Origin of the sequence: Pseudoalteromonas sp. JC3 (genome assembly GCF_030291895.1) — a bacterium.
Classification (GTDB): domain Bacteria; phylum Pseudomonadota; class Gammaproteobacteria; order Enterobacterales; family Alteromonadaceae; genus Pseudoalteromonas.
The window spans coordinates 3,250,941-3,277,284 of the sequence record NZ_CP127855.1 but is presented as its reverse complement, the minus strand read 5'-3'; the positions used below and the strand labels follow the sequence as shown (position 1 = coordinate 3,277,284).

Below are 26,344 nucleotides of genomic sequence, written 5' to 3'. Positions count from 1 at the left end.
TGTGCTCTAAACTTGGTTAGCTAAACATCGCCATTGGTTTTTGTAAGTCTTTTGGGAAACTGATGTAGTAGGTGAGGCCTTTGCCTTCTTCACTATTTACTTCGATATCCCCATTCAAGGTTTGTTTTACGAGGTTTAAGGTAATATGGGTACCGAGCCCACTGCCACCTTGATCGCGTTTGGTCGTAAAGAAGGGGTCAAACAACCGGTCTAGTTGGGCTTTACTTACGCCCTTGCCGTTGTCTTTGTAGACGATATTTACCATACCATTGTCTTCTTTAATCTTAATATCTATTTGTCCTTGGTCTTGATTTTCAAAACCGTGGATCAAAGAGTTCATGATCAGATTAGTGAATATTTGGCTAATTGCCCCAGCCGGTAAATTTAGCGTCATGTCTTCAGGGCACTCAATATTCACTTGATGATGAGTTTTCTTCAATTTTGGATGTAATGAGCGGATCACTTCACCAAGGTATTGCTTCAGGTTAATGGTACGAACCGCCTCACTGGCCTGATCGACTGCAATTTGTTTAAAGCTTGCGACAAGCTCAGATGCGCGGTCTAAATTGGTTGTAAGTAGGCTAGCACTTTGCTTTGCTTCGCTAATGAATTCTTCTAACGCTTTTGGTGATAAGGTTTTTCCGTTGTAAGCCGCCTCAAGCTGATCTAAACGCTCCTGTAAGAACGACGTCGCAGTCACGCCAATACCAACGGGGGTATTAATATCGTGCGTAATACCGGCAACGAGACCACCAAGTGCCGCCATTTTTTCAGAGCCGACTAAGCGCTCTTGTGCCATGTTCAGCTCATCTACGTATTTCTCAAGTTCTTTTTGTTTCGTTAATAGTTCTTCTTCTGTTTGTTTTCTTAAATCAATCTCTTCTGTGAGCGTTAACTTCTGCTTTTCTAATTCATATTTTTGTTGCTGAAGATCCATCATCGCTTGGCTCAGGTTTGAGGTCTTACGTGCGACTTCTTGTTCCAGCTGAATGTTATGTTGATCAAGTTTTTCATTGCTGATCAAAAGCTCTTTTTGAGTTTGATCGAGCTTTTTACGATATTCAGAGACCTTATCAATTAGCTTATTGAATGCCTCTTCCATGATCTTTAGTTCATTACGCTCTTTTGCGCCGATATCTATTTTATGGCCATCAACGTTGTCGACCTCAAAGTCTTCAATTTGTTCGGTGAGATCGCTTAATGGTTCGGTAAGTAGCTTTCTGAAGGCAATTAAAAATAGAATAATCAAGAATGTTGTCTTGATCATCGCATTACCTATCAAAAAGTAGATAGAGATCATGATGCGACTAAAGACCACCTCTCGGCTAGAAAATAATGTTACGTCGCCGACTTGCGTTGCGCGTCCCGAGAATTCAAAAATCAACGGAAACGTATAACCAAACAAACCGGATGGCGTATCTTCGATTATTGCTTCTTCTTGAACAAGCTGTTGGCTATACAGCTCGTGAATATCTAGTGAGCGGCCAAGCTGTGAAATAATTTCGCCGCTGTCATCTCGTACAATAATTCCTTCGATCATGGGGATCGCAAGTAGCCCCTCAGCCGTAGTAACGGTCTGTTTCGTATTGAGTTCCCATATGGCACGGGTCAAACTGCGGCTAAAGGTTTTTTGCAGCATAGTAAGTTCATTGCGAATATAGTCTTTAGTATTGACGTATTCGGCAACGATTTGACCACATGTGACGACAAAGGTTAGAAGGAAGTAAACCGACAGCACATTGGTGAGCAATTTTTTTGAGAGGCTTTTTTGCAGCATGAATTAAGCTGAGCTCCTACGGTAAGTTCATCGCCTTTGTATAATCTGTTTTTAAAGTTAGCCAATAAATGGTTAAAAATAAATAATTATCTTCATTAATTATGCTTTTTAGCGCCTTACCTAGGAAAGTTTAATGTGTTATAAGATAGCGATATCCAGTGACCGTTTTATTAACGATAGTACAAGACTGACCACTTTATGAGTTATTCCGTCTTAGTTTGCGATGATTCGGCTGTCGCCCGTAAACAAGTCATTAAAAACTTACAAAGCAAATTAGACCTGACCTTGCACCAAGCACAGAATGGCCAGCAGGCGATTGATTTACTGAAAACCCAGCAAATAGATTTATTGTGCCTGGATTTAACCATGCCAATACTTGATGGGATTGCTGTGTTAGAGGCAATAAAAGCACACCGAATTGAATGTTTCGTGGTGGTTATTTCGGCAGATGTTCAGACCAAGATGAAAGAAAGAGTAGCAAATTTGGGGGCGTTAGGGTTTTTAGAAAAACCGGTTAAAGCAGAGCAGTTATTAGGATTACTGCACCAGTTTGGTATCCGATAACTTATCTATGCAAATTACAAATGTCACTATTAAAAATTTGCATAATCTATTTTGCTCTTTCGTATTGACAGCGCGGCTAAACTTCAGGCACTCTAAAATTATGAAAACGAATATTATCACTACGACCATTATTACAACCACCATCCTAACGGGATAGTGGCATAGGTCAGTGCGAGTTTGAAAAAGGCCTGTGTTCACTAAGAACACAGGCCTTTTTTGTTTTTGGAATGAGGAAAAATGATGCGAGTACTAAAGTTTGGAGGGTCTTCCCTCAAAGATTTTGCCTGTTTACAAAGAGTCAGCGAGCTAGTTAAAGACCATGGCCAACAACAAGCGCTTATCGTGCTGTCGGCTCCCGGTGGCATGACAGATCAGCTCGTTGAGCTTGCTGATTTGGCTGGACGAGGAGATGCGTTTGACTCCCAGTGGCAGTCATTTACTTCCCGCAGCCAAGGCTTATACGATGAAGTACAAGCGGTGTACGGTGGTGTTGTAGGCTGGCCTGACTTTGAATTACTTAAGAATAAATTAGATGGGGCCAAGTTACTGGGACATTGTCCAGATCAAGCAAGAGCCTATGTCATTAGTTTTGGCGAACGCATTAGCGTTGCGCTGATGGACACCATGCTGCAATCAGATTCAGTCGCGCTTAGTGCTGACGCTTGTGTAAAAACGCAGGGCGGGTATCTCGATGCTGAAGTTGACCTTAAGCTAAGTAAAGTATGTTTTGCAGAGTTAGTGCGTGCCCAAGCGTCGCGTTTTTATATCATGGCAGGATTTACGGGAAGCAATGAAGCGGGCGAGCTGACAACGCTTGGTCGCAACGGTTCTGACTACTCTGCAGCTGTCGCAGCTGCGTGTCTTGAAGCTGAAATCTGTCAAATCTGGACTGACGTTGATGGCGTTTACAGTGCAGATCCTCGTCTGATAAAGAAAGCGACTAAGGTCGACGTGCTATCTTATAAAGAAGCCATGGAGCTATCTTATTTTGGCGCTAAAGTGCTGCACCCAAAAACAATCTTACCTTGCGCCAAAGCTGATGTGCCTTGTGAAATTAAAAATACTCATGATCCAGAAGTGCCGGGTTCACTGATTTGTGCTCAGGGCGGTGGCGAGGCTCCAGTAAAAGCGCTTTCGAGTCTTGATAAACTTGCTATGCTGACCGTGGCAGGACCTGGGATGAAAGGCAAGGTTGGCATGGCTGCTCGGGTCTTTTCTGCACTGGCAGCAGATAACGTATCCATCGTACTTATTACGCAATCTTCTTGTGAATTCAGCATCAGTTTCTGTGTCCATGAGCAAGACTTAACACTTGCGCTGGCTGCGCTTGAGCAGGCATTTGAGCTTGAAACGCAAGCAGGTTTAATCGACCCAATTGAAGTGCAGCGTAACCTTGCTATCGTTACTTTGGTTGGCGACAACATGAAAGCGCACAAAGGTCTTGCGGCCAAATTCTTTGCCTCACTTGCACAGGCTCAGGTGAATATTGTTGCCATCGCGCAGGACTCAACGGAGAGTTCTATTTCTGCGGTGGTTGATGGTGAACTTTGCCAAGATGCAGTAAAAGTGTGCCACGAAAACTTCTTCACGCACGTGCCATCCATCGATGTATTCTTGATTGGCTGCGGTCTAGTGGGTCAAGAATTAATGAAGCAGTTTCATAAGCAGCAAGCATGGCTTGAAAAACGCAATATCCGTTTGAACCTCTATGGCATTGCAAACTCAAGTAAGTGTTACTTAGACCCTGAAGGCGTTCCGTTTGATAACTGGGAATTGGCGCTTGAGAAAGCGGAGTCGGGCTTTGATTTACAACAGGTTAGCCAGTTTGTTAGACAAAATCATTTAATTAACCCTGTGATTGTCGATTGTAGTGCGGCTCAGTTTGTTGCCGATGGCTATTTAGACTTTCTTAACGCGGGCTTTCATGTCGTTGCGGCTAATAAAAAAGCCAATACTGGCAGCTATGAGTATTATCAGTCACTGCAGCAGGCTGCACTAGCTAAACGCCGTCACTTTCTATACGAAACCAACGTTGGCGCCGGACTCCCTGTATTAGACAACCTTAAATTGCTGTTTGGCGCAGGAGATGAATTGCTTTCATTCAGTGGTATTTTGTCTGGCTCGCTATCGTATATTTTTGGCGTATTGTCGGATGGTTTATCGCTATCGGAAGCGACAGAGAAAGCCAAACAAAGCGGTTTTACAGAGCCAGATCCGCGCGATGACTTATCTGGTACGGATGTCGCACGTAAGCTGCTTATCATTGCCCGTGAATCGGGACTGCCGTTGGAACTCAGTGATATTGAAGTTGAATCAGTATTACCTGAAGGGTTTGCTGAGGGCGCCAGTGTTGATGAATTTATGGCGCAATTACCGCAATTAGATGATGCTTTCGCAGCGCGTATTGCGGCGGCCAAAGCACAAGGCCAAGTGCTACGCTATGTCGGTTCAATTGTTGACGGTAAATGCCGCGTTGGCATTGAAGCGGTAGATAAAGAGCACGCTTTGTACGATATTCGTGACGGTGAAAACGCACTGGCTATTTTGAGCCAATATTATCAACCAAAGCCTTTTGTGATCAGAGGTTATGGCGCGGGCGCAGAGGTAACCTCTGCAGGCGTATTTGCTGATATCCTAAAAACGCTGTCGAGGTAGGAGCTATGAAAACATTTTATGCACCAGCGTCAATGGGGAATTTTTGTGTTGGCTTTGATGCCCTTGGCGCCGCACTCCAGCCTATTGATGGCAGTTTACTGGGTGATCAGGTCAGCGTTGAAGCCGCAGAGCGTGATACGTTCAACTGTATTGGTCCATATGCTGAAAAGCTCTCCGCTGATCCTAAAGACAATTTAGCGTTTCAGTGTTTACAGCACTTCAAACAGCATGTGGCACCCAACATGCCGGCGGTTGCCATGACCTTGTATAAAGGCCTTCCTGTTGGTTCAGGTCTAGGCTCTAGCGCTTGCTCTGTGGTTGCCGCTTTTGCTGCACTCAATGATTTTGCCAATACGCAATTAAGCCAAGAGGCGCTTATTGAATTAATGGCCGACTTTGAAGCTAAGGTCAGTGGTGGTCGTCACTACGACAACATCACGCCCTGCTACCTTGGTGGGCTACAACTGACAGCAGACTGCATTCCAAGTAAAGCAATCAGCGTTGCGCATGATGAAAGCTGGTTTTATGTTATTGCATATCCTGGCTTTGCCTTGAATACAGCGAAAGCAAGGCAAGCACTACCACAGCAGTTTTCTTTGCATGATACGGTGGAGTTTGCCCAGCGACTGTCGGGCTTTTGTTTATTGATGCAGTCAGGTCAATTTGACAAAGCACTGTCGATGATGAAAGACAGCATTGCCGAAGAAGCGAGAGCGCCACTCATTGCTGGCTTTAACGAAGCAAAAGACGCGCTACCAGCCCTAGGTGCCGAGCTGGTAAGTATTTCAGGGGCAGGGCCCACGCTATTTGCTATTTGTAAGTCTGAGCAACAGGCAAATGCAGTGCAGCAATGGTTGCAACAAAATTACATTAATGAAGCGGGTTTTAGCCATATTTGCCGATTAGATACGCTAGGCACAAGAGAATTAAAGGATCAAAAGTAATGAAATTAGTGAATTTAAAAGACGAACAGCAGATAGTCTCATTCGTTGAAGCGGTAAAAATTGGTTTAGGTCGTAACCAAGGGGTATTTTTCCCTCCTACATTTGAGTGTATTGCGGATGTTGATGCACTACTTGAATTACCTTTTGCTGAGCGCAGTGCCAAGGTATTACATCACCTTATTGGTGATGAACTACCACAAGATACCCTCGATGCGATGGTAAAACGCGCCTTTAATTTCCCTGCTAAATTAGTCGAAGTTGCTAAAAATCAGCATTGTTTAGAGCTTTTTCATGGGCCAACATTGGCGTTTAAAGACTTTGGCGGCCGCTTTATGGCGGAATGCATTAGCATGTTTAATCAAGGTGAGCGCGTGACTATCCTCACCGCAACAAGTGGTGACACGGGCGCCGCCGTTGCCCATGCATTTTACGAAAAAGAAAATGTCGATGTGGTGATCCTTTATCCTCATGGCAAAATTTCGCTTGCCCAACAAAAGCTGTTTACAACACTTGGGAAAAACATTCATTGTTATGCTGTAGATGGCAGCTTTGATGACTGCCAAGCGATGGTGAAGTCTGCATTCCTTGATGACGAAGTAAAGCAAAAGCTTGGTCTTAATTCGGCAAACTCCATCAACATCAGCCGTTTAGTGGCACAAGTGTGTTATTACTTTGAAGCGCTAGCACAATTACCTAAATCTCAGCGTGATAAAGTGCATGTTTCAGTGCCAAGTGGTAACTTCGGCAACGTCTGTGCAGCAATGATTGCGGCGGCGATTGGATTACCTATTGCCAAGTTAAGTGCCACGACAAACCAAAATGATACTGTGCCCCGTTACATTGCCTCGGGTGAGTGGCAACCAAACGACACTTTAGAGTCACTCTCTAATGCGATGGACGTGAGTAAACCTAATAACTGGCCTCGTGTTGAAATCATGCTAGAAAGAGGAGATTTTAACAAACATGACTTTTATTCACGTTCGGTGACGGAAGCGCGAACTCAGACAGTAATGCAAGAATTACATGATAAAGGTTACTTGGCTGAGCCGCACACTGCGATAGCCTACGAGGGATTAGCACTGGACTCTCAAGCGGATGAAACCGGAATTTTCCTTGCCACTGCGCATCCTGCGAAGTTTAAGGAATCTGTAGAAGGTGTTTTAAATCAGCAGCTTGATATGCCGAAACCGTTGGCCGATGCATTGCAAAAACCATGTTTGGCAGAGCCGCTTAATGCAGATTATGATGCTTTGAAGGCAGCAATGTTAGCAAAACTTAACTAAATCAGAGAGCCTATCTGAGTGGGTAGAACGGCCACTCAGATAAGGTCAATTTCAAGACTATATTAGCTTTTCAAATACAACTTAGGTTGTCTTATTTAAAATATTAATGTTTAAATAAAAAAATATCATCGCGATAGGGGTGTGAAATAAATTCAATCCCTGCTTAAATATGCCCATGCTGATTTCATAGGCAAACTCGTTATCTTGTGATGCTAGATTGTCTTTAAAAATACCCTTACGTTTACCTAGGAGAAACCATGTTAGAACGTAACATGAATATTGCAGATTTTGACCCAGAACTATTTGCAGCGATTGAAGCAGAAACTTCACGTCAAGAAGAGCACATCGAGCTTATCGCTTCTGAGAACTACTGTAGCCCACGTGTACTTGAAGCGCAGGGTTCTCAGCTAACAAACAAGTATGCTGAAGGTTACCCAGGTAAGCGTTACTATGGCGGTTGTGAGCACGTTGACGTGGTTGAGCAGCTCGCGATTGACCGTGCCAATGCGCTATTTGGTTCGACTTACGCAAACGTTCAGCCTCACGCTGGCTCACAAGCAAATGCGGCGGTATTCCAAGCGCTACTTCAGCCACATGACACTGTGCTAGGTATGAGCCTTGCTCACGGTGGTCACTTAACGCACGGTTCACACGTAAACTTCTCTGGTAAAACGTACAATGCTATCCAGTACGGTCTAAACGAAGAAACTGGTGAAATCGATTACGCGCAAGTTGAAGCGTTAGCACTTGAGCACAAGCCAAAAATGATCATCGGTGGTTTCTCTGCGTACTCAGGTATCGTTGACTGGGCTAAGTTCCGCGAAATCGCTGATAAAGTAGGCGCTTACCTACTTGTTGATATGGCGCACGTTGCAGGTCTTGTTGCCGCTGGTATATACCCAAGCCCAGTGCCTCATGCACACGTTGTAACAACAACAACGCACAAAACGCTAGCGGGTCCTCGTGGTGGTCTTATCATCTCTGCTTGTGATGATGAAGAAATCTATAAAAAGCTAAACTCTGCGGTATTCCCTGGCGGTCAAGGTGGTCCTCTATGTCACGTTATCGCTGCGAAAGCGGTTGCGTTCAAAGAAGCACTACAGCCAGAGTTCAAGTCATACCAAGAGCAAGTGGTTAAAAATGCACAAGCTATGGTTGCGGTACTTCAGGAGCGTGGTTATAAAGTGGTTTCTGGCAAAACTGAAAACCACCTGTTCCTACTTGATCTGATTGATAAAGACATCACCGGTAAAGATGCGGATGCAGCGCTTGGCCGTGCAAACATCACAGTAAACAAAAACTCTGTACCAAACGATCCACGTTCACCGTTCGTTACTTCTGGTCTTCGTATCGGTTCTCCTGCGATCACTCGTCGTGGCTTCAAAGAAGCTGAGTCGAAAGAGCTTGCTGGCTGGATCTGTGACGTACTAGACAACATCAATGATGAGTCTGTACAGGCACAAGTGAAAGAAAAAGTAAAAGCAATTTGCGCTAAATTACCTGTTTACGCATAATTTCGCTCACAAAAAAGCAGTTTTTTGTTATGATTAAGGCCGCATTCAAGCGGCCTTTTTTGTTTTTGAGTCAACGAGAGCGTCTATGCATTGTCCATTCTGTACAGCCAAAGATACCAAAGTGATAGATTCACGTTTGGTTGCTTCCGGCCACCAAGTCCGTCGCCGTCGTGAGTGTATTTTATGCCACGAACGTTTTACTACCTTCGAGGGCGCAGAGCTCTTAATGCCGCGCGTGATAAAGCAAGATGGTACTAGAGAGCCTTTCAATGAAGATAAGTTACTCAATGGCATGCACCGAGCGCTGGAAAAGCGTCCCGTCAGCACAGAACAAATAGAAGAAGTAGTACATCAGATTAAATCTCAAATTCGTGGTACTGGCGAACGTGAAGTACCAAGCGACATGATTGGCGAATGTATTATGGAAGCCCTTAAAAAGCTCGATAAAGTGGCTTATGTGCGATTTGCTTCAGTATATCGCTCTTTCGAAGATATTCGTGAGTTTGGTGAGGAAATTGCGAGGTTGGGGGATTGAGCCAGTTCACAGCGCAAGATCATGATTACATGAGCCGCGCCATCACGCTTGCAAAGCGCGGTAAATACACCACAACACCCAATCCAAACGTCGGCTGTGTGATCGTAAAAGACGGTGAAATAGTCGGCGAAGGCGCACACTTAAAAGCAGGTGAAGGCCATGCTGAAGTACATGCGCTTAAGCAAGCTGGAGCTAAAGCCGCTGGTGCAACTGCCTATGTAACGCTTGAGCCATGTAGTCACTATGGCAGAACGCCGCCGTGTGCTAAAGGTCTGATTGACGCAGGCGTCAGCAGAGTGGTTGCTGCCATGGTTGATCCCAACCCACAAGTTGCAGGGCGTGGATTGGCAATGTTAGAGGCCGCGGGAATTGCAACGGCTTTTGGTTTGCTAGAGCCACAAGCAAGGGCACTGAATACCGGATTCTTGAAGCGAATGGAGTGTGGGTTGCCATTCGTGACTTGTAAGCTTGCCGCTTCTGTTGATGGTAAAACCGCATTAAACAATGGCCAGAGCAAGTGGATTACCTCAGCCGCAGCGCGCTTAGACGTACAGCGCCACCGCGCGCAGAGCTGTGTGGTCTTGACCGGAGCCGATACGGTTATGGTAGACAACGCCAGACTCAATGTTCGTGAAGAATTTTTGCAAGACACCGATTATCCTCAATCTGAGCTACGCCAACCGATACGTGCGATTATTGACTCACAAAATCGTCTGACACCAGATCTTGCGCTATTTACAACTGCATCTCCAGTGATTATTTTTCGCCGTACTATTGATAATTCAGTGCAATGGCCTCATTTCGTAGAGCAAATTGTCGTGCCTGAAATCAACGGTAAGCTCGACCTAAAAGCCGTTCTCAACAAATTGGCTGAAAAGCACTGTAATTATGTTTGGCTAGAGGCCGGTGCCACCCTTGCGGGGGTAATGCATGAACAAGGGCTAATCGATGAATATATCATCTATTTGGCACCGAAAATAATTGGCGCTGGAAAAGGGCTGTTTAACACCTCACCACTGAGTGCCATGTCGCAAATACCTGAGTTAGTGTTTGGCGACGTTTGCCAAGTGGGGCCTGATCTCAAACTTATCGCGACTAAAGAGAAGTAAAATGTTTACAGGTATTATCGAAGCAACAGGAACATTAACTCAATTGCAGCTCAAGGGCGGCGATTTAATTGTTCGTGTGACCACGACATCTCTTGATATGAGCGATGTAAACTTGGGTGATAGTATTGCCACTAACGGGGTTTGCCTGACTGTAACTGAGAAGTTTCATGATGGCTTCAAAGCCGATGTTTCTAACGAAACCTTAAGTTTGACGCGTTTTGCCGAGTACCAACAAGGCCAAAAGGTAAATCTTGAAAAGGCACTGCAGCCGATTTCACGTCTAGGCGGTCATTTGGTGTCAGGTCATGTGGATGGTATTGCTGAAGTGGTTGAGATAACCGCTAATGCCAGAGCGACTGACTATTGGTTAGCTGCGCCGTCATCGCTAATGAAGTATATTCCGTATAAAGGTTCGGTTGCCATTGATGGTATCAGTTTGACGGTCAATGCCGTGGAACAAAATCGCTTTAAATTGACCATAGTGCCACACACGGCGCAAGAAACGACGATTGCAGGTTTTCAAGTCGGGTCAAAATTAAACCTAGAGGTTGACCAAATCGCCCGCTACCTCGAAAGACTAATTCAGGGTGAGCCAAGCGCTGCCAGCGAGTCCACTCTCACAACCAGTCTATTGGCGAAAGCTGGCTTTATAAAGTAGCCATAGACAAAGTAAAAATGGGAAAACTATGAGTTTAAATAGTGCTGAGGAAATCATCGCGGACATTAAAGCCGGTAAAATGGTTATTTTGATGGACGATGAAGACCGAGAAAATGAAGGTGATCTGATCATTGCAGCAGAGCACATTACACCAGATGCAATTAATTTCATGGCAACATATGGTCGCGGGTTAATCTGTTTGACCATGACACAGGAGCGCTGTGAGCAGCTGAACTTGCCACTAATGGTGAAAACCAATGGCGCTCAGTTCTCTACCAACTTTACTTTGTCTATTGAAGCTGCGAAAGGCGTAACGACGGGGATTTCAGCGGCAGATCGCGCCCGTACAGTACAAGCTGCAGTTGCCAAAGGTGCAGTACCTGAAGATATCGTACAACCAGGTCATATCTTCCCAATCATGGCGCAACCAGGCGGCGTTTTAACGCGTGCAGGCCATACTGAAGCCGGATGTGATTTAGCGCGTTTGGCGGGACTGGAGCCTGCATCTGTGATTGTTGAAATTCTCAATCCAGACGGCACTATGGCACGTCGCCCACAACTAGAAGTATTCGCAAAAGAACACGATATTAAAATCGGCACCATTGCTGATTTAATTGAGTATCGTAACTTAAACGAAACCACTATCGAAAAAGTAGCAGAGTGTAAACTGCCTACTGAGTTTGGTGAGTTTAATCTAGTGACGTACAAAGACACCATTGATAATCAACTGCATTATGCGATGGTAAAGGGCGAGATCAAATCGGAAGAAGCCAATTTAGTACGTGTGCATTTGCAAAGCACGTTTAACGATATTCTTCATTCAGATCGCAGCGCGGATAGAAGCTGGACACTGCAAAGTGCCATGAAGCACATCGCCGACAACGAAGGCGTATTAGTCATTCTTGGTAAGCAAGAACGCAGCGAAGAGATGGAAGCGCTGGTTAAGGCATTTGCTGCGGAAGATGCGGGTGAACAGGTGAACTACCGTAAATTCCAAGGTACTTCGCGTACCGTAGGTGTGGGGTCGCAAATTTTGGCTGATTTAGGCATTCAGAAAATGCGCCTAATGAGTCTACCTAAAAAATATCATGCACTGTCTGGTTTCCACTTAGAAGTGGTTGAATACGTCGAACCAAAATAATTCCAAAATGCCAAATTGATCGCAATCGCCTATATTCAGATAGTAGGCGATTGCCACATTACTGTGCTATCATGCGCCTCAATTTGGCAATTGCTCATACAGATTAGGAACATCTAATGAAAGTAATCGAAGGTAATAAATACGCTCCTGGCAAAAAATTTGCCATTGTCATTTCACGTTTTAACGATTTTATCGGTAGCAGCTTACTTGAAGGCGCTGTAGATGAATTAAAACGTACCGGTGGTGTTAGCGATGAAGACATCACGGTTGTATATGTACCGGGAGCGGTTGAACTACCACTAGCAGCAAAACGCGTTGCGATGAAAAAAGAGCACGACGCGATTATTGCGCTAGGTGTGATTATTCGTGGTGGTACACCACACTTCGATTTAGTTGCTAACGAGTCTAACAAAGGCTTAGCTAGCGTTTCATTAGATTATGATATCCCTGTCGCTTTTGGTGTACTTACTACTGAAAGCATTGAGCAAGCTATCGAGCGCGCGGGCACTAAAATGGGCAACAAAGGGGGAGAAGCCGCCCTTGGAGCTCTAGAAATGGTGAACGTGCTAGAGCAAATTTAAGAGGAATCTCAGTGAAACCAGCAGCTAGACGCAAAGCACGTGTACTTGCTTTACAAGCTATTTATTCTTGGCAGCTAAGTGGTAACCCAATTGCCGATATCGAACAGCAAATGCTGATCGAAAACGACGTAACTAAAGTCGATGTAGAATACTTCAAAGACTTAGCGCGTGGTGTTGTTGTTAACCAAAAGCAGCTAGACGAAGCAATTCGTCCGCATTTAGCTCGTCCACTTGAAGAATTGGATATGGTTGAGCTTGCCGTGTTACGTGTTAGTGCTTATGAGCTTAAATTCCGTGAAGATGTGCCATACAAAGTGGCTATCAACGAAGGTATTGAGTTAGCGAAAATGTTTGGCGCTGAAGAGAGCCACAAATTCGTTAACGGTGTACTAGACAAAGCGGTTAAGTTTATTCGCAAATAAGCTTTACTATAGGAATAGCCGGCCTTGGCCGGCTTTTTTGTGTATGAAAGAATTTGAGCTAATCAATCACTACTTTAAAGGCCGTGGCATTACTCGCCGAGATGTAGAGCTTGGGATCGGTGATGACTGCGCCTTGGTTTCAGTTCCTGCTGGCAATCAACTTGCGGTAACTACGGATACGCTAGTTGCGGGTGTGCACTTTTTTGAAGATATTCCACCTCGGGCACTAGGCCATCGGGTTATCGCTGTGAATCTTAGCGACTTAGCTGCTATGGGTGCAGAACCTACTTGGGTGTCACTTGGTTTAACGCTACCTAACGCTGACTTGGAGTGGTTAGAAGCCTTCACTGAGGGCATGCATGAAATTGCTGAGTATTATAACGTACAAGTAATAGGTGGCGATACAACGCAAGGTCCATTGACTATCACTGTATGTGCAAAAGGTATTGTACCAACTGGTAAAGCACTCAAGCGCTCAGGAGCACGGGTGGGTGATTGGATTTATGTAACAGGTCCACTTGGTGACGCAGGGCTTGCTATTGAAGCGCGAAAGCAGGGCTGGACACTTGAGCCAAAACATTACAAAGCGGCGCTTGAAAAGTTTCACTACCCAGCACCAAGGGTTGCTGCGGGCCAAGTTCTTAGGGGTCTTGCTACCTCTGCAATTGATATCTCAGACGGTCTACTCGCGGATCTTAAGCATATTTTACGTAGCTCGTTAGTTGGCGCTAAGATAAACGCCGATAAAGTTCCTCAATCTGATGCGCTGCGCTCAAGTCTTGATGAAGATGCACGCATGCGGCTCGCGCTCGGTTTTGGCGATGACTACGAGTTACTCTTCACGGTCAATGATAATAACAAAAATGCCGTGGAAACCAGATTGAAGCAATATGGTGTTGAGCCAGTTTGTATTGGCCAAATTACGGCTAATAATGGCGAAATTCAATTGCTCAAAAAAGGTCAACCTTACCAGCTCTCAGGGTTTGGTTTTGAGCATTTTAGCTAGGAGTTGGTTTGGCTAAGCAGTATGTATTTAATTTAAAGAAGCCGCATCAATTCTTTGCACTCGGGTTTGGTCTTGGTTTAGCGAAAAAAGCACCTGGTACTTTTGGCACCTTCGCCGCATTACCGTTTATTTTTGCAACCCAAGGCGCACCAATTTGGCTGCAATGTCTGGTTGCGATTGTCATGACGTTATTTGGGATCTGGGTGTGTGGTAAAACAGCAGACGATGTTAATGTTCATGACCACCCAGCCATTGTCTGGGATGAAGTGGCAGGTTTTTATATTACCATGATAGGGGCGGCGCTTAGCTGGCAGTCATTAATCGTTGGCTTTATTTTGTTCCGCTTTTTCGATATTTTGAAACCGGGTCCGATAAGATGGCTCGATAAACGTTTGCACGGTGGCTCGGGGATTATGCTAGATGATGTATTAGCTGGCATTTTTTCATTGATTTGCGTGCAAGCTTTGTTTAAAACTGGCATTTTAGTCTAACTGTGCTGATGTGATGGAATCGAGATGACAAGGCTATTGTTTTTCATTTTCACTTTGCTGCTACCAATTACGAGTTTTGCGGCGATAGATGATTACGTAGTTAAACAGTGGAATATCCAAAGTGGGTTACCGTCACAAAGCGTTAAGAGTGTCGTTCAAGACAATCAAGGCTACATTTGGCTCGGAACTCAGTTTGGCTTAAGTCGGTTTGATGGTCATCAATTCCAAAATTTCAACACCCAAAATACCGAGTTTTTAAATAGTAATGCCATTAATAAATTGGTGGTGGATCGATTTGGCATGCTCTGGGTTGGCACGCGTCGAGGATTGTTAAGACTCAATCCCCAAACCTTAGAAGCTCGGCGTTTCGATCTGCAGGGGCCTGTACGAGATATCTTGCAAGATGAAGATGGCGGGATCTGGATTGCTGCGAATGGTCTGTATTATGTTTCTGCGAAAAAGCTGACGTTAGCCGCCAATAACATCGAACAAAGTACGTTAGATGTGACTCAAATAAACCAAATCGTAGGTTCTGTGACTAAAATGGCGTTGGTGCCTGATGGTATTTGGCTAGTGAATGAACGTCACCTACTTAAAATCAGTGAATCAAGCAATCGCAACGGTGATGGCGTTAGGCTTGAGCTGGCGAGTAAGGTTTCACTACCTGAGCAGTTAGCGCAAACCATTATACATGACTTAGCTTGGGTCGATGGTAAGTTGTTCTTAGCATCAGAGTTGGGTGCGTATTTTCTAGATATTGACGAAGTACTACGCCGTTATCAAGATGCGGGTAACAATGCCGTATATAAGTTTCTAAATGATAAGGAAGGCGGGCTATGGGTCTCTACTTATGGTCGGCTGTTATATCGACAGAATAATGGTGTTTGGCAAGCTGTCGAGCCAATTCAGTTGGATCAAAGTATCTGGTTTGCAGATATCTTTATGGACAAAGATAATAATATCTGGCTTGCCAGTTTAAATGAAGGCTTGTGGCTGGCCCACTCAGGAAAAGTGGAGCGGCATCATATTGGTCCTAGAGTAAACCAAGCAATTTCAGCCATCACACAGGGGCCCTCTGGTCAGTTATGGGTCGCTAGTCGTGAGGGGCTTGGCATTATGGGATTGAATGATAGTTATCAACCCGTGCTAACTAGTGCGCAGTTAAATCGTTCCGTGATACACGACTTGGAGTTTATTGGCGAAAAACTCATTCTTGGGACAGACCGTGGTGCACTTATCTACGAAAATGGCACACTACAAAAATTAACTGAGCGAGAGCTCAGACAGAATCCAGTCTTTTCACTAAGCCCTTCAAACCGAGGGGGAATGTGGTTTGGTACAGGGAGAGGTTTGTATCGTCTTGATTACAAGGGGATAACGCCATTTGCCTACAACGCTTTTCTTGGTAGTCAATTTGTTACTTTTGTTGAGGATTTTCCGAGATATGGTTTTATCGGTACTAACAAAGGTGCGTATCGCTACAATGATAAAGGCATCGAAAAAATTGGTTCTCAAACGTCGTTGGATACCGCTTATATCACCAGTATTTTGCATTTGGATACTGTGACGACTTTAGTTGGCTCTCTCAACGATGGGTTATTCTATCGTACCTCAGACGGTGATTGGTATCAGCTTGATGCTTCAAATGGATTGCCTTACGGATCGATATTTTCTTTGCATTATGACAAGAGCAATCAGCTCATCTGGGTGAGCACAATGAAAGGGGTATATCGCATGCCCGTTGCGCAATTTGGTCACGTTATAGAGAGTTTGCAAGTTGAACAAGTAATAAGCCCATTCGATAGGCAGCTTGATGGCAGACCAAGCCAATGTTGTTCAGGCCTTGGGCATGATGCCGTGGTTGAAACCGAGTCAGCTATTTTTTACCCCAGCTTACAAGGCGTTGTTGAGATCCCTAAAAATGTCCAGCTTTTTGGCGGTGGGGATTTATTGCCAAGGCTAGAGTCATTGTCTACCCACGATAGAGTATTTAGTACAGAATCATTAAATCAAGTGATCCAGCTTGAAACATCGGAACGCGATTTAACTATCAATTATACAGCCATTGATTTTTATGCGCCTCATAGCATTGAGTTTAGATACAAACTCAATGGCCATGATACACAATGGCGGGATGCACAATCACGGCGTGAAGCCATTTACACCAATTTGCCTCCAGGCAACTTTACCTTTGTGTTAGAAGCTAAGCGTCAAGGACAAGATTGGGAAAAGGCTAAAGTGCTAAGCTTATCAATTGTACTACCTCGGCGCTTCGACGAAACGATTTACTTTAGATTGTTTATTACTTGTGCATTTATCTTTATGTTCTATCTGATTTTTTGGGTGTTTAGAGCACAAGAAAGAAGAAAGCAGGCCGCATTAGAGGCGTTAGTTGCAGAGCGTACAACGGAGCTTAGAAAGGCAAATGAAAAGCTAAATCAAGTTAATACACAACTTAAGCTGGTTAGTCATTCCGATGAGCTGACAGGCTTGCGAAGTCGTCGCTTTTTGTTTGATCAACTTCCTAAAGATGTTGAGCACTACCAGCGCAATGCTCAATCACTACAAGCCCAAAATAAGAGCCTAGTGCTCATGATCATGAATATCGATGACTTTAGTAAGATTAACGATTCTTATGGTCCTATTGGTGGCGACAGTTGCTTACAACAGTTAGCGACACTTTTAAATACCCGTACTCAAGGTTCAGACTATGTTGTTAGATGGAGTGGGGATGAATTCTTATTGTTATTGCGTGATTTCAGTCGAGATGACATTGAAGAGTATGTTAGTGATTTATGTAAAGCCATTGCTGAGACGGACTATCGACTTCCTAATGGAAAAACCACTAAGCTGACAGTTTCTATGGGGTGGTCTTATTACCCTCTACCACTACTCGGTGGCAAAGTGATTGGTTGGGAATCATCAGTGAATTTGGCTGATATTGCGCTGCATCAAGTTAAACAACGCGGTGGGGATGGTGCTGCAACAATTACTTTTGATGATCAGTTAGATGCTTTTGAGTTTGAACAAAGTGCGAATATAGAGTCTCAATTACAGTTATTACAAAGTAATGGGCTTGCTGAAATCAGTGTATGGATGAGGTAAAACTCATAGCAAAAAGGCTTCCAAATGGAAGCCTTTTTTAGGTTGAATGCAGACTCACGCAAGCCAAGCCTTAATTTGTTGACTGATGCCTTCGCTGTTTAAGCCCAGCTCGGCATGGATCTCAGTTTGTGAACCATGCTTAATAAACTCGTCAGGTAGACCAAGAAGTTTAATTGGTTTTTGATGGCCTTGAGCAATTAAATACTCGCTTACTGCGGAGCCTGCGCCACCGGCAATAGCATTATCTTCAAGTGTGACGAAGCGCTCGTGAGTTACAACCAACTCTTCGATAAGGGCGCAGTCTAAGGGTTTGACAAAACGCATATCTACAAGTGTGGCATTTAGCTCTTCGGCTACGGCTTGAGCGTTTTCAAGCAATGTACCAAAGCTTAAAATAGCCAGCTTTTCACCTTCTCTTACTACCTTGCCCTTACCAACTTCTATTGCGGTCATTTCCGTATCAATCTCGGCGCTTCCCGCACTACCTCTGGGGTATCTCACTGCTGCTGGCCTATCTAGGCGATGACCTGTGTAGAGCATTTGGCGGCACTCATTAAGGTCGCTTGGTGCCATGATCACCATATTCGGGATACAGCGCAAGAAACTTAAGTCGTATGCGCCTTGGTGCGTCTCACCATCCGCACCAACGACACCGGCACGGTCAATAGCGAACAACACTGGCAGATTTTGTAGTGCGACATCATGAATGAGTTGGTCGTATGCGCGTTGTAAGAAGCTAGAATAGATTGCAACCACTGGGTTGAGGTCTTCACAAGCAAAACCCGCTGCCAGTGTCACAGCATGTTGCTCAGCAATGGCAACATCAAAATATTGAGCAGGGTACTCTTTAGAAAAGCGTACCATGCCCGAGCCTTCACGCATTGCTGGTGTGATTGCCATGAGCTTATTATCTTGTGCAGCCATATCGCAAAGCCAATCTCCAAACACCTTTGAAAAGGTTGGTGCACTAGGTTTTGATTTGGGTAAGCTATGGACGCTTGGATCGAACTTAGGCACGGCATGATAACCAATAGGATCTGCTTCTGCAGGTTTATAACCTTTCCCTTTTTGGGTTTTAACGTGTAATAGTTGAGGGCCTTTTAGGTTACGCATATTACGCAGCGTATCTACCAAAGTATCTACGTTATGTCCGTCAATTGGGCCAATATAGTTAAAGCCTAGCTCTTCAAAGAAAGTACCAGGGATTATCATCCCCTTTAAATGCTCTTCCATACGGCCTGCAAGCTCTTTTACCGGCGGCACACCAGACAGCAGTTTTTTGCTGCCTTCTCGAATATTGGTGTAAAAGCTACCAGAGAGGATCTTCGCGAAATGATTGGTGAGTGCGCCAACGTTTTCAGAGATAGACATTTCGTTGTCGTTTAGGATCACTAACATATCTGGATTGATGTCGCCTGCGTGATTCATGGCTTCAAACGCCATGCCCGCGGTCATTGCACCATCACCAATAACGGCGACGGTCTTACGTCCAATCCCTTCTTTTTCAGCTGCGATAGCCATACCAAGTGCCGCTGATATAGAAGTGCTTGAGTGGCCAACACTAAACGTATCGTATTCGCTTTCTTCTCTATAAGGGAAAGGATGCAGGCCATCTTTCTGGCGGATCGTATGCATCCTATCTCTTCTACCTGTAAGTAGTTTGTGCGGATAGGCTTGATGACCTACATCCCAAACGAGCCTATCGCTTGGTGTGTTATACACATAGTGTAAAGCTACAGTAAGCTCTACAGTGCCTAAACCAGATGCAAAGTGACCGCTGCTTTGAGAGACTGAGTTCAGCAAATACTCGCGAAGCTCATCACTAAAGGCGGTTAACTTGTGCTGGGGTAATTGACGGAGTTGACTTGGCTCGTCAATTAACGCGAGTAAGGGATACTTGCTACTATCAAGTTTCATGGTATTTATCAGAGTCCTAAGTGAATCTCAGCGCAATTACTCACGTGGTCCACTTCATAATTATTAAAATTCTTCACTAACTTGTCATAATATTATGTTAGCCAGCGTTTACAAAGTTCTTGTGAATATTTTCTTAGCTTGGCGTAGCTATTTTATACGTCAGCTTAATATTCTCGATCTATGATGTATTTTGCTAAATCTGCAAGTATTTCTGTATTACCGTTGATACGTGTAAGCGCTTCTAAAGCTTCATCTATCAAGTGTTCAGCTTTTTCTTTTGCTTGTTCTAACCCCAATAATGCTGGATAGGTAGATTTATTATGTTCTAAATCAGAGCCTTGAGGTTTACCAAGCACAAATGTGTCACCTTCTACATCAAGAATGTCATCTCTGACTTGAAATGCAAGGCCAATTGCACGTCCATAAGTACGTATCGCATCACGTGCTTGCTCTGAAACACGTTCCGGATCGCTACATAAGATCCCAAGTTCTACTGCACAGCTTAGTAGTGCACCTGTTTTTAGCTTATGAATACGTTCGAGCTCATCTATCGTAATTAAACGATTGGTTGCTGCTATATCGAGTGCTTGACCGCCTATCATGCCTTGTAGACCCGATGCCTTGGCTAGCACTGAAATCATTTTTATTTGGGCATGGTGGCTTACCGCGAATGGATGTTCACTTAGCAGTTCAAATGCCAGCGTTTGCAGAGCGTCACCAGCTAAAATCGCGGTCGCCTCATCGAATTGGATGTGGCAAGTTGGACGGCCGCGTCTGAGATCATCATCATCCATAGCAGGTAAATCGTCGTGCACCAAAGAGTAGCTATGCACACACTCTATTGCGGCTGCAGCTTTGTCTAAATCTTCTGGAGCAGCACCAAATAATTCACCAGTACAATACACTAAAAACGGTCGCAAGCGCTTGCCGCCGTTTTCTATACTATAGCGTGTAGCCGCTTTTATATTCTCTTCAGTTTCAAGCACACTATCAAAATAGTGTAAAATGGTGTTTTCTACACGAGTTTTAGCAAACTGGAGCTTTTCTTGTAATTTTTTCGACATTAGGCTTCGTTATCAAATGGCTGTAATTGTGCTTGTTCATCCTCGCCCATTAAAATAGCGACTTGTTGTTCAGCTTGCTGAAGTTTCTGATTTGAAGCTTTTGCGAGTTTTATCCCGCGTTCAAACTGTTTAAGTGCTTGATCTAAAGGTAAGCTACCGTTTTCCATGTCTGCAACGATTTGCTCCAGTTCTTGCATGGCTTCTTCAAAGCTCAAGTTGTCTGGTTTTTTTACTGCCATATGTCACGCTGACCCGTAAAGTAAAAGTGTGGCAATTTTAGGGTGATTGTGCGCCAAGGTCAAAAAAACCAGTGACTTTTTGATCTGACCGAGTATCAGCATTACAAGATCTGCTATAAACTCGCATTTTAAACACTTTTTAATATAATAGTGTTAAGTTGTAGAAAAACTTGCCGATAACTCAAACAACAATAACTGCGTGATTTATCACAAATAACTTCCCCCGGAGGACATGTGGATTTAGCAACGGTAATAGGGATCCTGGGTGCCATAGGTTTAATTGTAATGTCCATGGTACTAAGTAGTGATGGCCAGATCGCTATGTTCTATAACACGCCTTCCGTCGTTATCGTATTTGGTGGTTCAATTTTTATCGTATTGTCTAACTTTACGCTTGGACAGTTTTTCGGAATTGGAAAAGTGGCCGGGAAGGCCTTCATGTTCAAGATTGAAACTCCGGAAGAGCTGATTGAAAAAGCCGTTGAGCTTGCTGATTCAGCTCGCAAAGGTGGTTTTTTAGCGTTAGAAGAAGCCGAAATCCCCAACCAGTTTATGCGTAAAGGTGTCGATATGTTAGTCGATGGGCATGATGCTGATGTTGTGCGTGCCACATTGCAAAAAGATATTGCCCTAACGTCCTCAAGACACGAGTTAGGCGCTGGCTTATTTAAGTCCCTCGCCGATATCGCTCCTGCTATGGGGATGATTGGAACGCTCATCGGCCTAGTAGCGATGTTATCTAACATGGACGATCCAAAAGCAATTGGACCTGCTATGGCTGTTGCACTTTTGACAACTTTATACGGTGCGTTTTTGGCTAACGTGGTTGCGATCCCAATTCAGGTTAAGCTTGAACTTCGTAAAGATGAAGAAGAGCGAAACCAGCGCCTTATCTTAGATGCAATCTTAGGCATTCAAGATGGCCAAAATCCAAAAGTCATTGAAGGTATCTTGAAAAACTATCTGCCAGAATCTAAACGTGGCGCTGAGGCTGAGGAATAATCATGTCAGATGAGAAAGAATGTAAATGTCCCCCCCCAGGTCTTCCTGCCTGGATGGGAACGTTTGCTGATCTCATGTCGTTGTTAATGTGCTTCTTCGTACTGCTATTGGCATTCTCCGAAATGGATGTACTGAAGTTTAAGCAAATTGCAGGATCGATGAAGTTTGCTTTTGGTGTGCAAAATAAAATTGAAGTAAAAGATATTCCTAAAGGTACCAGCGTGATTGCGATGGAATTTACTCCAGGAAAGCCAGAACCAACACCGATTGAAACGATTCAACAGCAAACCGTAGAAATGACGCAGCAAATGCTAGAGTTCCAAGCTGGTGACGAGGCTTCGGCGGGTGGCAGACAGGAGCAACGAGGCAATAAGCGTGGTGGTGAGTCTGCCAGTACTGCACAGGAAATGGCGTCAACCCAAGCAGTTGCTTCTGCGGACCAAGAGCAAGTAAACGAGCTCGTTAAAAAGATTGCACAGCAGCTAGAAAAGCAAATTATGGATGGTGCAATTGAACTCGAGTCATTAGGGCAGCAAATTATTATTCGCATCCAAGAAAATGGTTCTTTTCCTGCGGGAAGTGCGTTTCTACAACCTAAATTTGAACCTGTGATTGCCGAAATTGCAGAGCTGCTCAAAGATGTACCTGGTGAAATTACAGTGTCGGGTCACACTGATGACTTTAGAGTGACTAACGAACTTTATTCGAATAACTGGGATTTATCGGCAACTAGAGCGGTAGCCGTTGCGACTGTAATGGAGCGTGTCCGTGGCTTTGATAAGAACAGAATGGTTGTAGTTGGTCATGCAGACACTAGACCTTTAGTACCTAATGACAGCGATGCAGATAGGCGCCGAAACCGGCGTGTCGAAATCTCGATTTTACAGGGTAAAGCGAAAGAATCAGACCCTATTGAAGTTAGGAAAAATTAGTTACAGTTTGTTGCCAAATTACAGGGAATTCGCTATTGTTCCGTTTGGTTCTACTTAAAGGAGAAATAGAATGATTTCAATAAAAAAACCCCAAAATTATAGATTGCCAGGTGGTAACGGCGATGGTGGTGACGCCGATGATGGTTCTGTAGAAAAGAAGCCAGAGTAGCGTTTAGCTATGTTAGAAGCTTGGGAACCTATTCGTATATTTTTTGCACATAACAGTGTGTGGATTGCTTTGCTTTCTGTTTTTCTTTGCTTTGTGTTAAAAGATAAAAAGGCGCTTAGATATTCACTACTTGTTGCGATTTTTTATATTGTGGGTACGTTCTCGAGCGACTTTGTTCGCTCTATTGATGAGCACCAAGTCATCCGTTACGTATACTGGGCCTTGAATGACATCCTATTTATGGGGATTGTTGCGTATTGGGCTGTAAAAGATAAAATGTATATGTGGCAGAGTATATTAGCCCAGCTCGTTGTTTTACCCGCGCCTATTTTACAACTGTTTAGATTAACTGATTACCATTTAATGGATTTGAGTTATTCGACTTATTTATACGCAACTATCATACCCATCACCAATGTGGTGACTTTGTGTTTGGCTTTTGCTCCAATAATTATGTTTTGGAAGCTTCATTACATTAGCGATGATATGGAAAAAGCAGGAGCTAGCCGATAGTGTTCGGCCAGCTATTGAAAAATACTCACCCCAAACTAGGAATAAGGCCAGCCATTTGCATTAGCTGAGAGGTGATGATCATCACACCGAAAACAGCGGCAAGTCCTAGTCCAAGCGTACCTCCTTTAACCTGATATCCATCATTACCTCTGGTTTTTCTCTGTTTCCATACCATAGCAACTGGTAGAAATACCGCTAACACCACGAGCGCAATCGCTGCATATCCCAGTGCCATAATAAAGCCCTTTGGATAAAAGAGGGCAAAGCCAAGCGGTGGTAAGAAGGTAATGAATGCCGTCTTGATGCGGTCTTTCTTAGTATCTTGCTTCTTAAAGGCATCTGCAAAAAAGTCGAATAAGCCGAGACTCACGCCTAAGAATGAAGTCGCGAGAGCAAGATCTGCAAACACAGTTACAAATAATTGTACGTTGTCGTTGTGTGCGATAGAAGAAATACTGGTTACAAAACCCGGCAGTCCCTCACTTGCCATTAAGCTCTTTTGCCCCATAACACCTTGGCTTAGTAATTGCCAAAACACATAAATGATAAGGGGGAGGGAGGCACCAAACATCATCACTTTACGTAATTGACGAATATCTACACCAACGTACTTGACGATTGAGGGGATTGAACCATGAAACCCAAATGAAGTGAAAATTACAGGAATTGCCGCAATTACAAGCCCTTGCTCCACAGGCATATCGATAAGATGTTGGCCATGAACATAGGGAGTCAGGATAAAAAATAAACTCGCGAGCACGATAACTTTAATGGTAAATAGTAATTGGTTAAGCTTATCGACGGTACTTGTGCCTAATGTCACTATGGTTGCAATGATAACAGCAAGTAGTACTGAACCGAGTTGGGGAGTGATCCCGTCACCCAATACACTAATCAGTTTGCTTTGAAGTTGTGCACCACCTCCCGCGATATAAGCTGCACACAGCGCATAGAATAAAAATACCATAGAAAAGTTAGCGACATATTGGCCCGATTTACCAAGTAAGTTTTTCGCCAGTGTATTTAGCGTAGCGTCTTGGTCCGCGTACTGATGTATTTCCAGCATAAGTAAAGCGGTATAGGTCATTAGCAACCATGTGATTGTTAATAACGCGATAGCGGTAGAAAAGCCGAGTCCTGCGGATGCAATCGGGAGGGCGAGCATACCTGCGCCAATTGTAGTACCTGCTACAATTAGCATGCTGCCCAAAGTTTTATTCTTAAGCACGTTTTGCCCCTGATTATTATTATCTGGTGAGGCAAGATATAACGAATAGCACGGAATTGAAACCGTTTTGCTGCTAATACCAATTTGCGTATAAAATTCATGTGTCAAAAACAAAAAAGCCGCATATCAATATGCGGCTTATTCTAATCACCAGTATTTCCATCCAGTGAATTTGTGCTTGTACCCTTAACTTTTATATAAAGTCTTCATCTCTCATGAAAATGCACCGTATCAAGCTAACTTACCTAAGAGTCTATTGTGCTCGTACTAAATTGTCAAACCAATCTTGACCTCTCGCACTGAGCGACTTTAGCACAATAAGGTCACTTTCACCGTCAGGTAGCTTCAACCTTAGATGCTCATCAAGCGCAATTGCACGTTCCAAATGGCTGCGGATCTCACCCAGCGTCCGGACCATACAATCTAGCTCCTCAGGTAAGCCTTCGCTAAAATCTATACGAGTCTGATAACAGGCTATATTCCAATGCATACGAGCTCTGACGGACTCACTCATATCTGAAATGGAAAGTGCGCTTTCTAGCAACTTGATGGCTTCTGCGAGCTTACCATCTCGGCTGAGTGCTCTGGCTTTTATGCCAATTGCTCTTGCATGGTTTGGGTGAATGTTGGTAAGAATGTCATCACAAACCTTAATTGCTTCATCGTATTGTGTGTTTGCAATCAATTCCCTAGCACGTTGGAGTGCGATCTCTACGGTATTCTTACGTGCTATTTCATACTCTTCTTTAACCTTTTGTTGGATGTCATTGAATTCATCTTCGCCAACGTAGCGTTTGTAGGCGCTAGAAACGAGTCCTACACCGCCAAAACCGCTTAAAATAGAGAATGAAAAGATCTTAATCCAAGTCCAAAATGCTTTATCAGAACCGGTAATTGAGTCATTTTCCCGTTTCAGATTGTGCTCTACGACCACTTTGATAATGCGGTTGATCTCAACGGCATTATCGTTATGCGCAGATGAAAACATTGCCACGGGAATGAGTATCTCGTCGTTGTTTTGATGGTGGGAGTCGTGCTCACCATTTTGATATGATTTAAATGCATACTTACTGACTGGGCTGAAGTCTGCAGCGCCCGCCATGGTGAGCACACCGATTGCCATAAATGCTGAGATCACACCGGCTAGAATGACACCGAATCCACCTAAGTCCCAATACTCTGGGGCGGCGCTATTCGCACTCTTAAACTTAGGTTTGCGAAACTTATATGACGACGTTGAACGCATCGCTTGTAAGAGCCCACCTAAGCTGCCTCCAAGCACCACAACGGCAATAAAAATAGCGTAAAAGCTGATTGGTCCGTATTCCATATTAAAGTTATGTCCGAAAATTAGGGAGCAGTTCTCTCAGGTTAAGTAACTGAACTTTGGCTATTTTACATTGAATTTACAAAAATGCGTAGGGGGAGAGTGGAAATTGCATGGATATTGCTCCTACTTACGGCTAGGAGCAATATACGTTTTACTTGAACTTAA

23 protein-coding genes are annotated in these 26,344 nt (G+C 44.1%); 17 read left to right on the top strand and 6 right to left on the bottom strand.

The window, feature by feature from the left end; translation table 11 throughout:
* Nucleotides 1-16 precede the first annotated feature (16 nt).
* Complete coding sequence (locus tag QSH61_RS14170) at nt 17-1,777, bottom strand: sensor histidine kinase (RefSeq protein ID WP_010606127.1); 1,761 nt, start codon at nt 1,775-1,777, stop codon at nt 17-19.
* A 198-nt stretch (nt 1,778-1,975) separates the two neighbouring features.
* Between QSH61_RS14170 and QSH61_RS14165 the strand changes: the two genes are divergently transcribed.
* The 14 genes from QSH61_RS14165 to QSH61_RS14100 all read left to right on the top strand — a co-directional run bounded on the left by QSH61_RS14165 (nt 1,976) and on the right by QSH61_RS14100 (nt 17,785).
* On the top strand, nt 1,976-2,341 hold the full coding sequence (locus tag QSH61_RS14165; protein ID WP_102057351.1) for a response regulator: 366 nt from the start codon (nt 1,976-1,978) through the stop codon (nt 2,339-2,341).
* Between the two features lie 240 nt (nt 2,342-2,581).
* Complete coding sequence (gene thrA, locus QSH61_RS14160) at nt 2,582-4,996, top strand: bifunctional aspartate kinase/homoserine dehydrogenase I (RefSeq protein WP_206472301.1); 2,415 nt, start codon at nt 2,582-2,584, stop codon at nt 4,994-4,996.
* Between the two features lie 5 nt (nt 4,997-5,001).
* A complete protein-coding gene (thrB, locus tag QSH61_RS14155) occupies nt 5,002-5,940 on the top strand; it encodes a homoserine kinase (RefSeq protein ID WP_174169860.1) in 939 nt (312 codons plus the stop codon).
* Nucleotides 5,940-7,223: a threonine synthase gene (gene thrC / locus QSH61_RS14150; protein WP_206472250.1), complete on the top strand. Its 1,284-nt coding sequence runs from the start codon at nt 5,940-5,942 to the stop codon at nt 7,221-7,223. Before thrB ends, thrC begins: the two co-directional genes overlap by 1 nt.
* A 257-nt stretch (nt 7,224-7,480) precedes the next feature.
* A complete protein-coding gene (glyA, locus tag QSH61_RS14145) occupies nt 7,481-8,737 on the top strand; it encodes a serine hydroxymethyltransferase (protein ID WP_010372111.1) in 1,257 nt (418 codons plus the stop codon).
* An 85-nt stretch (nt 8,738-8,822) separates the two neighbouring features.
* The gene (nrdR, locus tag QSH61_RS14140) at nt 8,823-9,272 is read left to right on the top strand and encodes a transcriptional regulator NrdR (protein WP_010372109.1); all 450 of its coding nucleotides are present in this window, start codon (nt 8,823-8,825) and stop codon (nt 9,270-9,272) included.
* Nucleotides 9,269-10,381: a bifunctional diaminohydroxyphosphoribosylaminopyrimidine deaminase/5-amino-6-(5-phosphoribosylamino)uracil reductase RibD gene (gene ribD, locus QSH61_RS14135; protein ID WP_206472251.1), complete on the top strand. Its 1,113-nt coding sequence runs from the start codon at nt 9,269-9,271 to the stop codon at nt 10,379-10,381. The genes nrdR and ribD overlap by 4 nt, the downstream gene beginning before the upstream one ends.
* 1 nt (nt 10,382) lies before the next feature.
* Complete coding sequence (locus QSH61_RS14130) at nt 10,383-11,039, top strand: riboflavin synthase (protein ID WP_010372102.1); 657 nt, start codon at nt 10,383-10,385, stop codon at nt 11,037-11,039.
* A gap of 28 nt (nt 11,040-11,067) precedes the next feature.
* A complete protein-coding gene (ribBA, locus tag QSH61_RS14125) occupies nt 11,068-12,180 on the top strand; it encodes a bifunctional 3,4-dihydroxy-2-butanone-4-phosphate synthase/GTP cyclohydrolase II (protein ID WP_010606133.1) in 1,113 nt (370 codons plus the stop codon).
* Between the two features lie 116 nt (nt 12,181-12,296).
* On the top strand, nt 12,297-12,761 hold the full coding sequence (ribH, locus tag QSH61_RS14120) for a 6,7-dimethyl-8-ribityllumazine synthase (protein ID WP_010372096.1): 465 nt from the start codon (nt 12,297-12,299) through the stop codon (nt 12,759-12,761).
* 11 nt (nt 12,762-12,772) lie between these two features.
* The gene (gene nusB, locus QSH61_RS14115; RefSeq protein ID WP_010372094.1) at nt 12,773-13,183 is read left to right on the top strand and encodes a transcription antitermination factor NusB; all 411 of its coding nucleotides are present in this window, start codon (nt 12,773-12,775) and stop codon (nt 13,181-13,183) included.
* A 43-nt stretch (nt 13,184-13,226) separates the two neighbouring features.
* Nucleotides 13,227-14,189 carry a thiamine-phosphate kinase gene (gene thiL, locus QSH61_RS14110; protein WP_174169863.1) on the top strand — a complete coding sequence of 321 codons (963 nt, stop codon included), beginning with the start codon at nt 13,227-13,229 and terminating at the stop codon, nt 14,187-14,189.
* Between the two features lie 8 nt (nt 14,190-14,197).
* Nucleotides 14,198-14,680, top strand: coding sequence for a phosphatidylglycerophosphatase A family protein (locus QSH61_RS14105; protein WP_010606135.1), 483 nt, complete (start codon nt 14,198-14,200; stop codon nt 14,678-14,680).
* Nucleotides 14,681-14,704: 24 nt separating this feature from the next.
* Entirely contained in the window at nt 14,705-17,785 is a 3,081-nt protein-coding gene (locus tag QSH61_RS14100; protein ID WP_010606136.1) for a ligand-binding sensor domain-containing diguanylate cyclase, read from the top strand.
* A 54-nt stretch (nt 17,786-17,839) separates the two neighbouring features.
* On the opposite strand, the gene dxs is transcribed toward QSH61_RS14100, so the two are convergent.
* From dxs to xseB, 3 genes are all read right to left on the bottom strand, one after another.
* Complete coding sequence (gene dxs / locus QSH61_RS14095) at nt 17,840-19,702, bottom strand: 1-deoxy-D-xylulose-5-phosphate synthase (protein ID WP_102057344.1); 1,863 nt, start codon at nt 19,700-19,702, stop codon at nt 17,840-17,842.
* 164 nt (nt 19,703-19,866) lie between these two features.
* Nucleotides 19,867-20,766, bottom strand: a complete 900-nt coding sequence (ispA, locus tag QSH61_RS14090) for a (2E,6E)-farnesyl diphosphate synthase (protein ID WP_206472252.1) — start codon at nt 20,764-20,766, stop codon at nt 19,867-19,869.
* Complete coding sequence (gene xseB, locus QSH61_RS14085; protein ID WP_010606139.1) at nt 20,766-21,005, bottom strand: exodeoxyribonuclease VII small subunit; 240 nt, start codon at nt 21,003-21,005, stop codon at nt 20,766-20,768. The genes ispA and xseB overlap by 1 nt, the downstream gene beginning before the upstream one ends.
* Before the next feature lie 234 nt (nt 21,006-21,239).
* Between xseB and pomA the strand changes: the two genes are divergently transcribed.
* The 3 genes from pomA to QSH61_RS14070 all read left to right on the top strand — a co-directional run bounded on the left by pomA (nt 21,240) and on the right by QSH61_RS14070 (nt 23,621).
* On the top strand, nt 21,240-22,007 hold the full coding sequence (gene pomA / locus QSH61_RS14080) for a flagellar motor protein PomA (protein WP_010606140.1): 768 nt from the start codon (nt 21,240-21,242) through the stop codon (nt 22,005-22,007).
* A gap of 2 nt (nt 22,008-22,009) precedes the next feature.
* Complete coding sequence (locus QSH61_RS14075; RefSeq protein WP_174169865.1) at nt 22,010-22,939, top strand: flagellar motor protein MotB; 930 nt, start codon at nt 22,010-22,012, stop codon at nt 22,937-22,939.
* A 178-nt stretch (nt 22,940-23,117) separates the two neighbouring features.
* Nucleotides 23,118-23,621 (top strand): hypothetical protein, encoded by a 504-nt coding sequence (locus QSH61_RS14070; protein WP_147389350.1) that lies wholly within the window; start codon nt 23,118-23,120, stop codon nt 23,619-23,621.
* A 25-nt stretch (nt 23,622-23,646) separates the two neighbouring features.
* Here QSH61_RS14070 and QSH61_RS14065 read toward each other — a convergent pair whose 3' ends face one another.
* Entirely contained in the window at nt 23,647-24,849 is a 1,203-nt protein-coding gene (locus QSH61_RS14065) for an aromatic amino acid transport family protein (protein ID WP_206472254.1), read from the bottom strand.
* 253 nt (nt 24,850-25,102) lie between these two features.
* A complete protein-coding gene (locus QSH61_RS14060; protein ID WP_017216359.1) occupies nt 25,103-26,179 on the bottom strand; it encodes a tetratricopeptide repeat protein in 1,077 nt (358 codons plus the stop codon).
* Between the last annotated feature and the right edge of the window lie 165 nt (nt 26,180-26,344).

Excerpts from the sequence above, each read along its gene's own strand:
- QSH61_RS14070 (WP_147389350.1), top strand. The coding sequence starts at position 23,118 with ATGTTAGAAGCTTGGGAACCTATTCGTATATTTTTTGCACATAACAGT.
- xseB (WP_010606139.1), bottom strand. The coding sequence starts at position 21,005 with ATGGCAGTAAAAAAACCAGACAACTTGAGCTTTGAAGAAGCCATGCAA.
- QSH61_RS14165 (WP_102057351.1), top strand. The coding sequence starts at position 1,976 with ATGAGTTATTCCGTCTTAGTTTGCGATGATTCGGCTGTCGCCCGTAAA.
- thrB (WP_174169860.1), top strand. The coding sequence starts at position 5,002 with ATGAAAACATTTTATGCACCAGCGTCAATGGGGAATTTTTGTGTTGGC.
- QSH61_RS14170 (WP_010606127.1), bottom strand. The coding sequence starts at position 1,777 with ATGCTGCAAAAAAGCCTCTCAAAAAAATTGCTCACCAATGTGCTGTCG.
- glyA (WP_010372111.1), top strand. The coding sequence starts at position 7,481 with ATGTTAGAACGTAACATGAATATTGCAGATTTTGACCCAGAACTATTT.
- ribH (WP_010372096.1), top strand. The coding sequence starts at position 12,297 with ATGAAAGTAATCGAAGGTAATAAATACGCTCCTGGCAAAAAATTTGCC.
- ribBA (WP_010606133.1), top strand. The coding sequence starts at position 11,068 with ATGAGTTTAAATAGTGCTGAGGAAATCATCGCGGACATTAAAGCCGGT.
- dxs (WP_102057344.1), bottom strand. The coding sequence starts at position 19,702 with ATGAAACTTGATAGTAGCAAGTATCCCTTACTCGCGTTAATTGACGAG.
- nrdR (WP_010372109.1), top strand. The coding sequence starts at position 8,823 with ATGCATTGTCCATTCTGTACAGCCAAAGATACCAAAGTGATAGATTCA.
- thrC (WP_206472250.1), top strand. The coding sequence starts at position 5,940 with ATGAAATTAGTGAATTTAAAAGACGAACAGCAGATAGTCTCATTCGTT.
- thiL (WP_174169863.1), top strand. The coding sequence starts at position 13,227 with ATGAAAGAATTTGAGCTAATCAATCACTACTTTAAAGGCCGTGGCATT.
- QSH61_RS14100 (WP_010606136.1), top strand. The coding sequence starts at position 14,705 with ATGACAAGGCTATTGTTTTTCATTTTCACTTTGCTGCTACCAATTACG.
- QSH61_RS14060 (WP_017216359.1), bottom strand. The coding sequence starts at position 26,179 with ATGGAATACGGACCAATCAGCTTTTACGCTATTTTTATTGCCGTTGTG.
- QSH61_RS14075 (WP_174169865.1), top strand. The coding sequence starts at position 22,010 with ATGTCAGATGAGAAAGAATGTAAATGTCCCCCCCCAGGTCTTCCTGCC.
- ispA (WP_206472252.1), bottom strand. The coding sequence starts at position 20,766 with ATGTCGAAAAAATTACAAGAAAAGCTCCAGTTTGCTAAAACTCGTGTA.
- thrA (WP_206472301.1), top strand. The coding sequence starts at position 2,582 with ATGCGAGTACTAAAGTTTGGAGGGTCTTCCCTCAAAGATTTTGCCTGT.
- QSH61_RS14130 (WP_010372102.1), top strand. The coding sequence starts at position 10,383 with ATGTTTACAGGTATTATCGAAGCAACAGGAACATTAACTCAATTGCAG.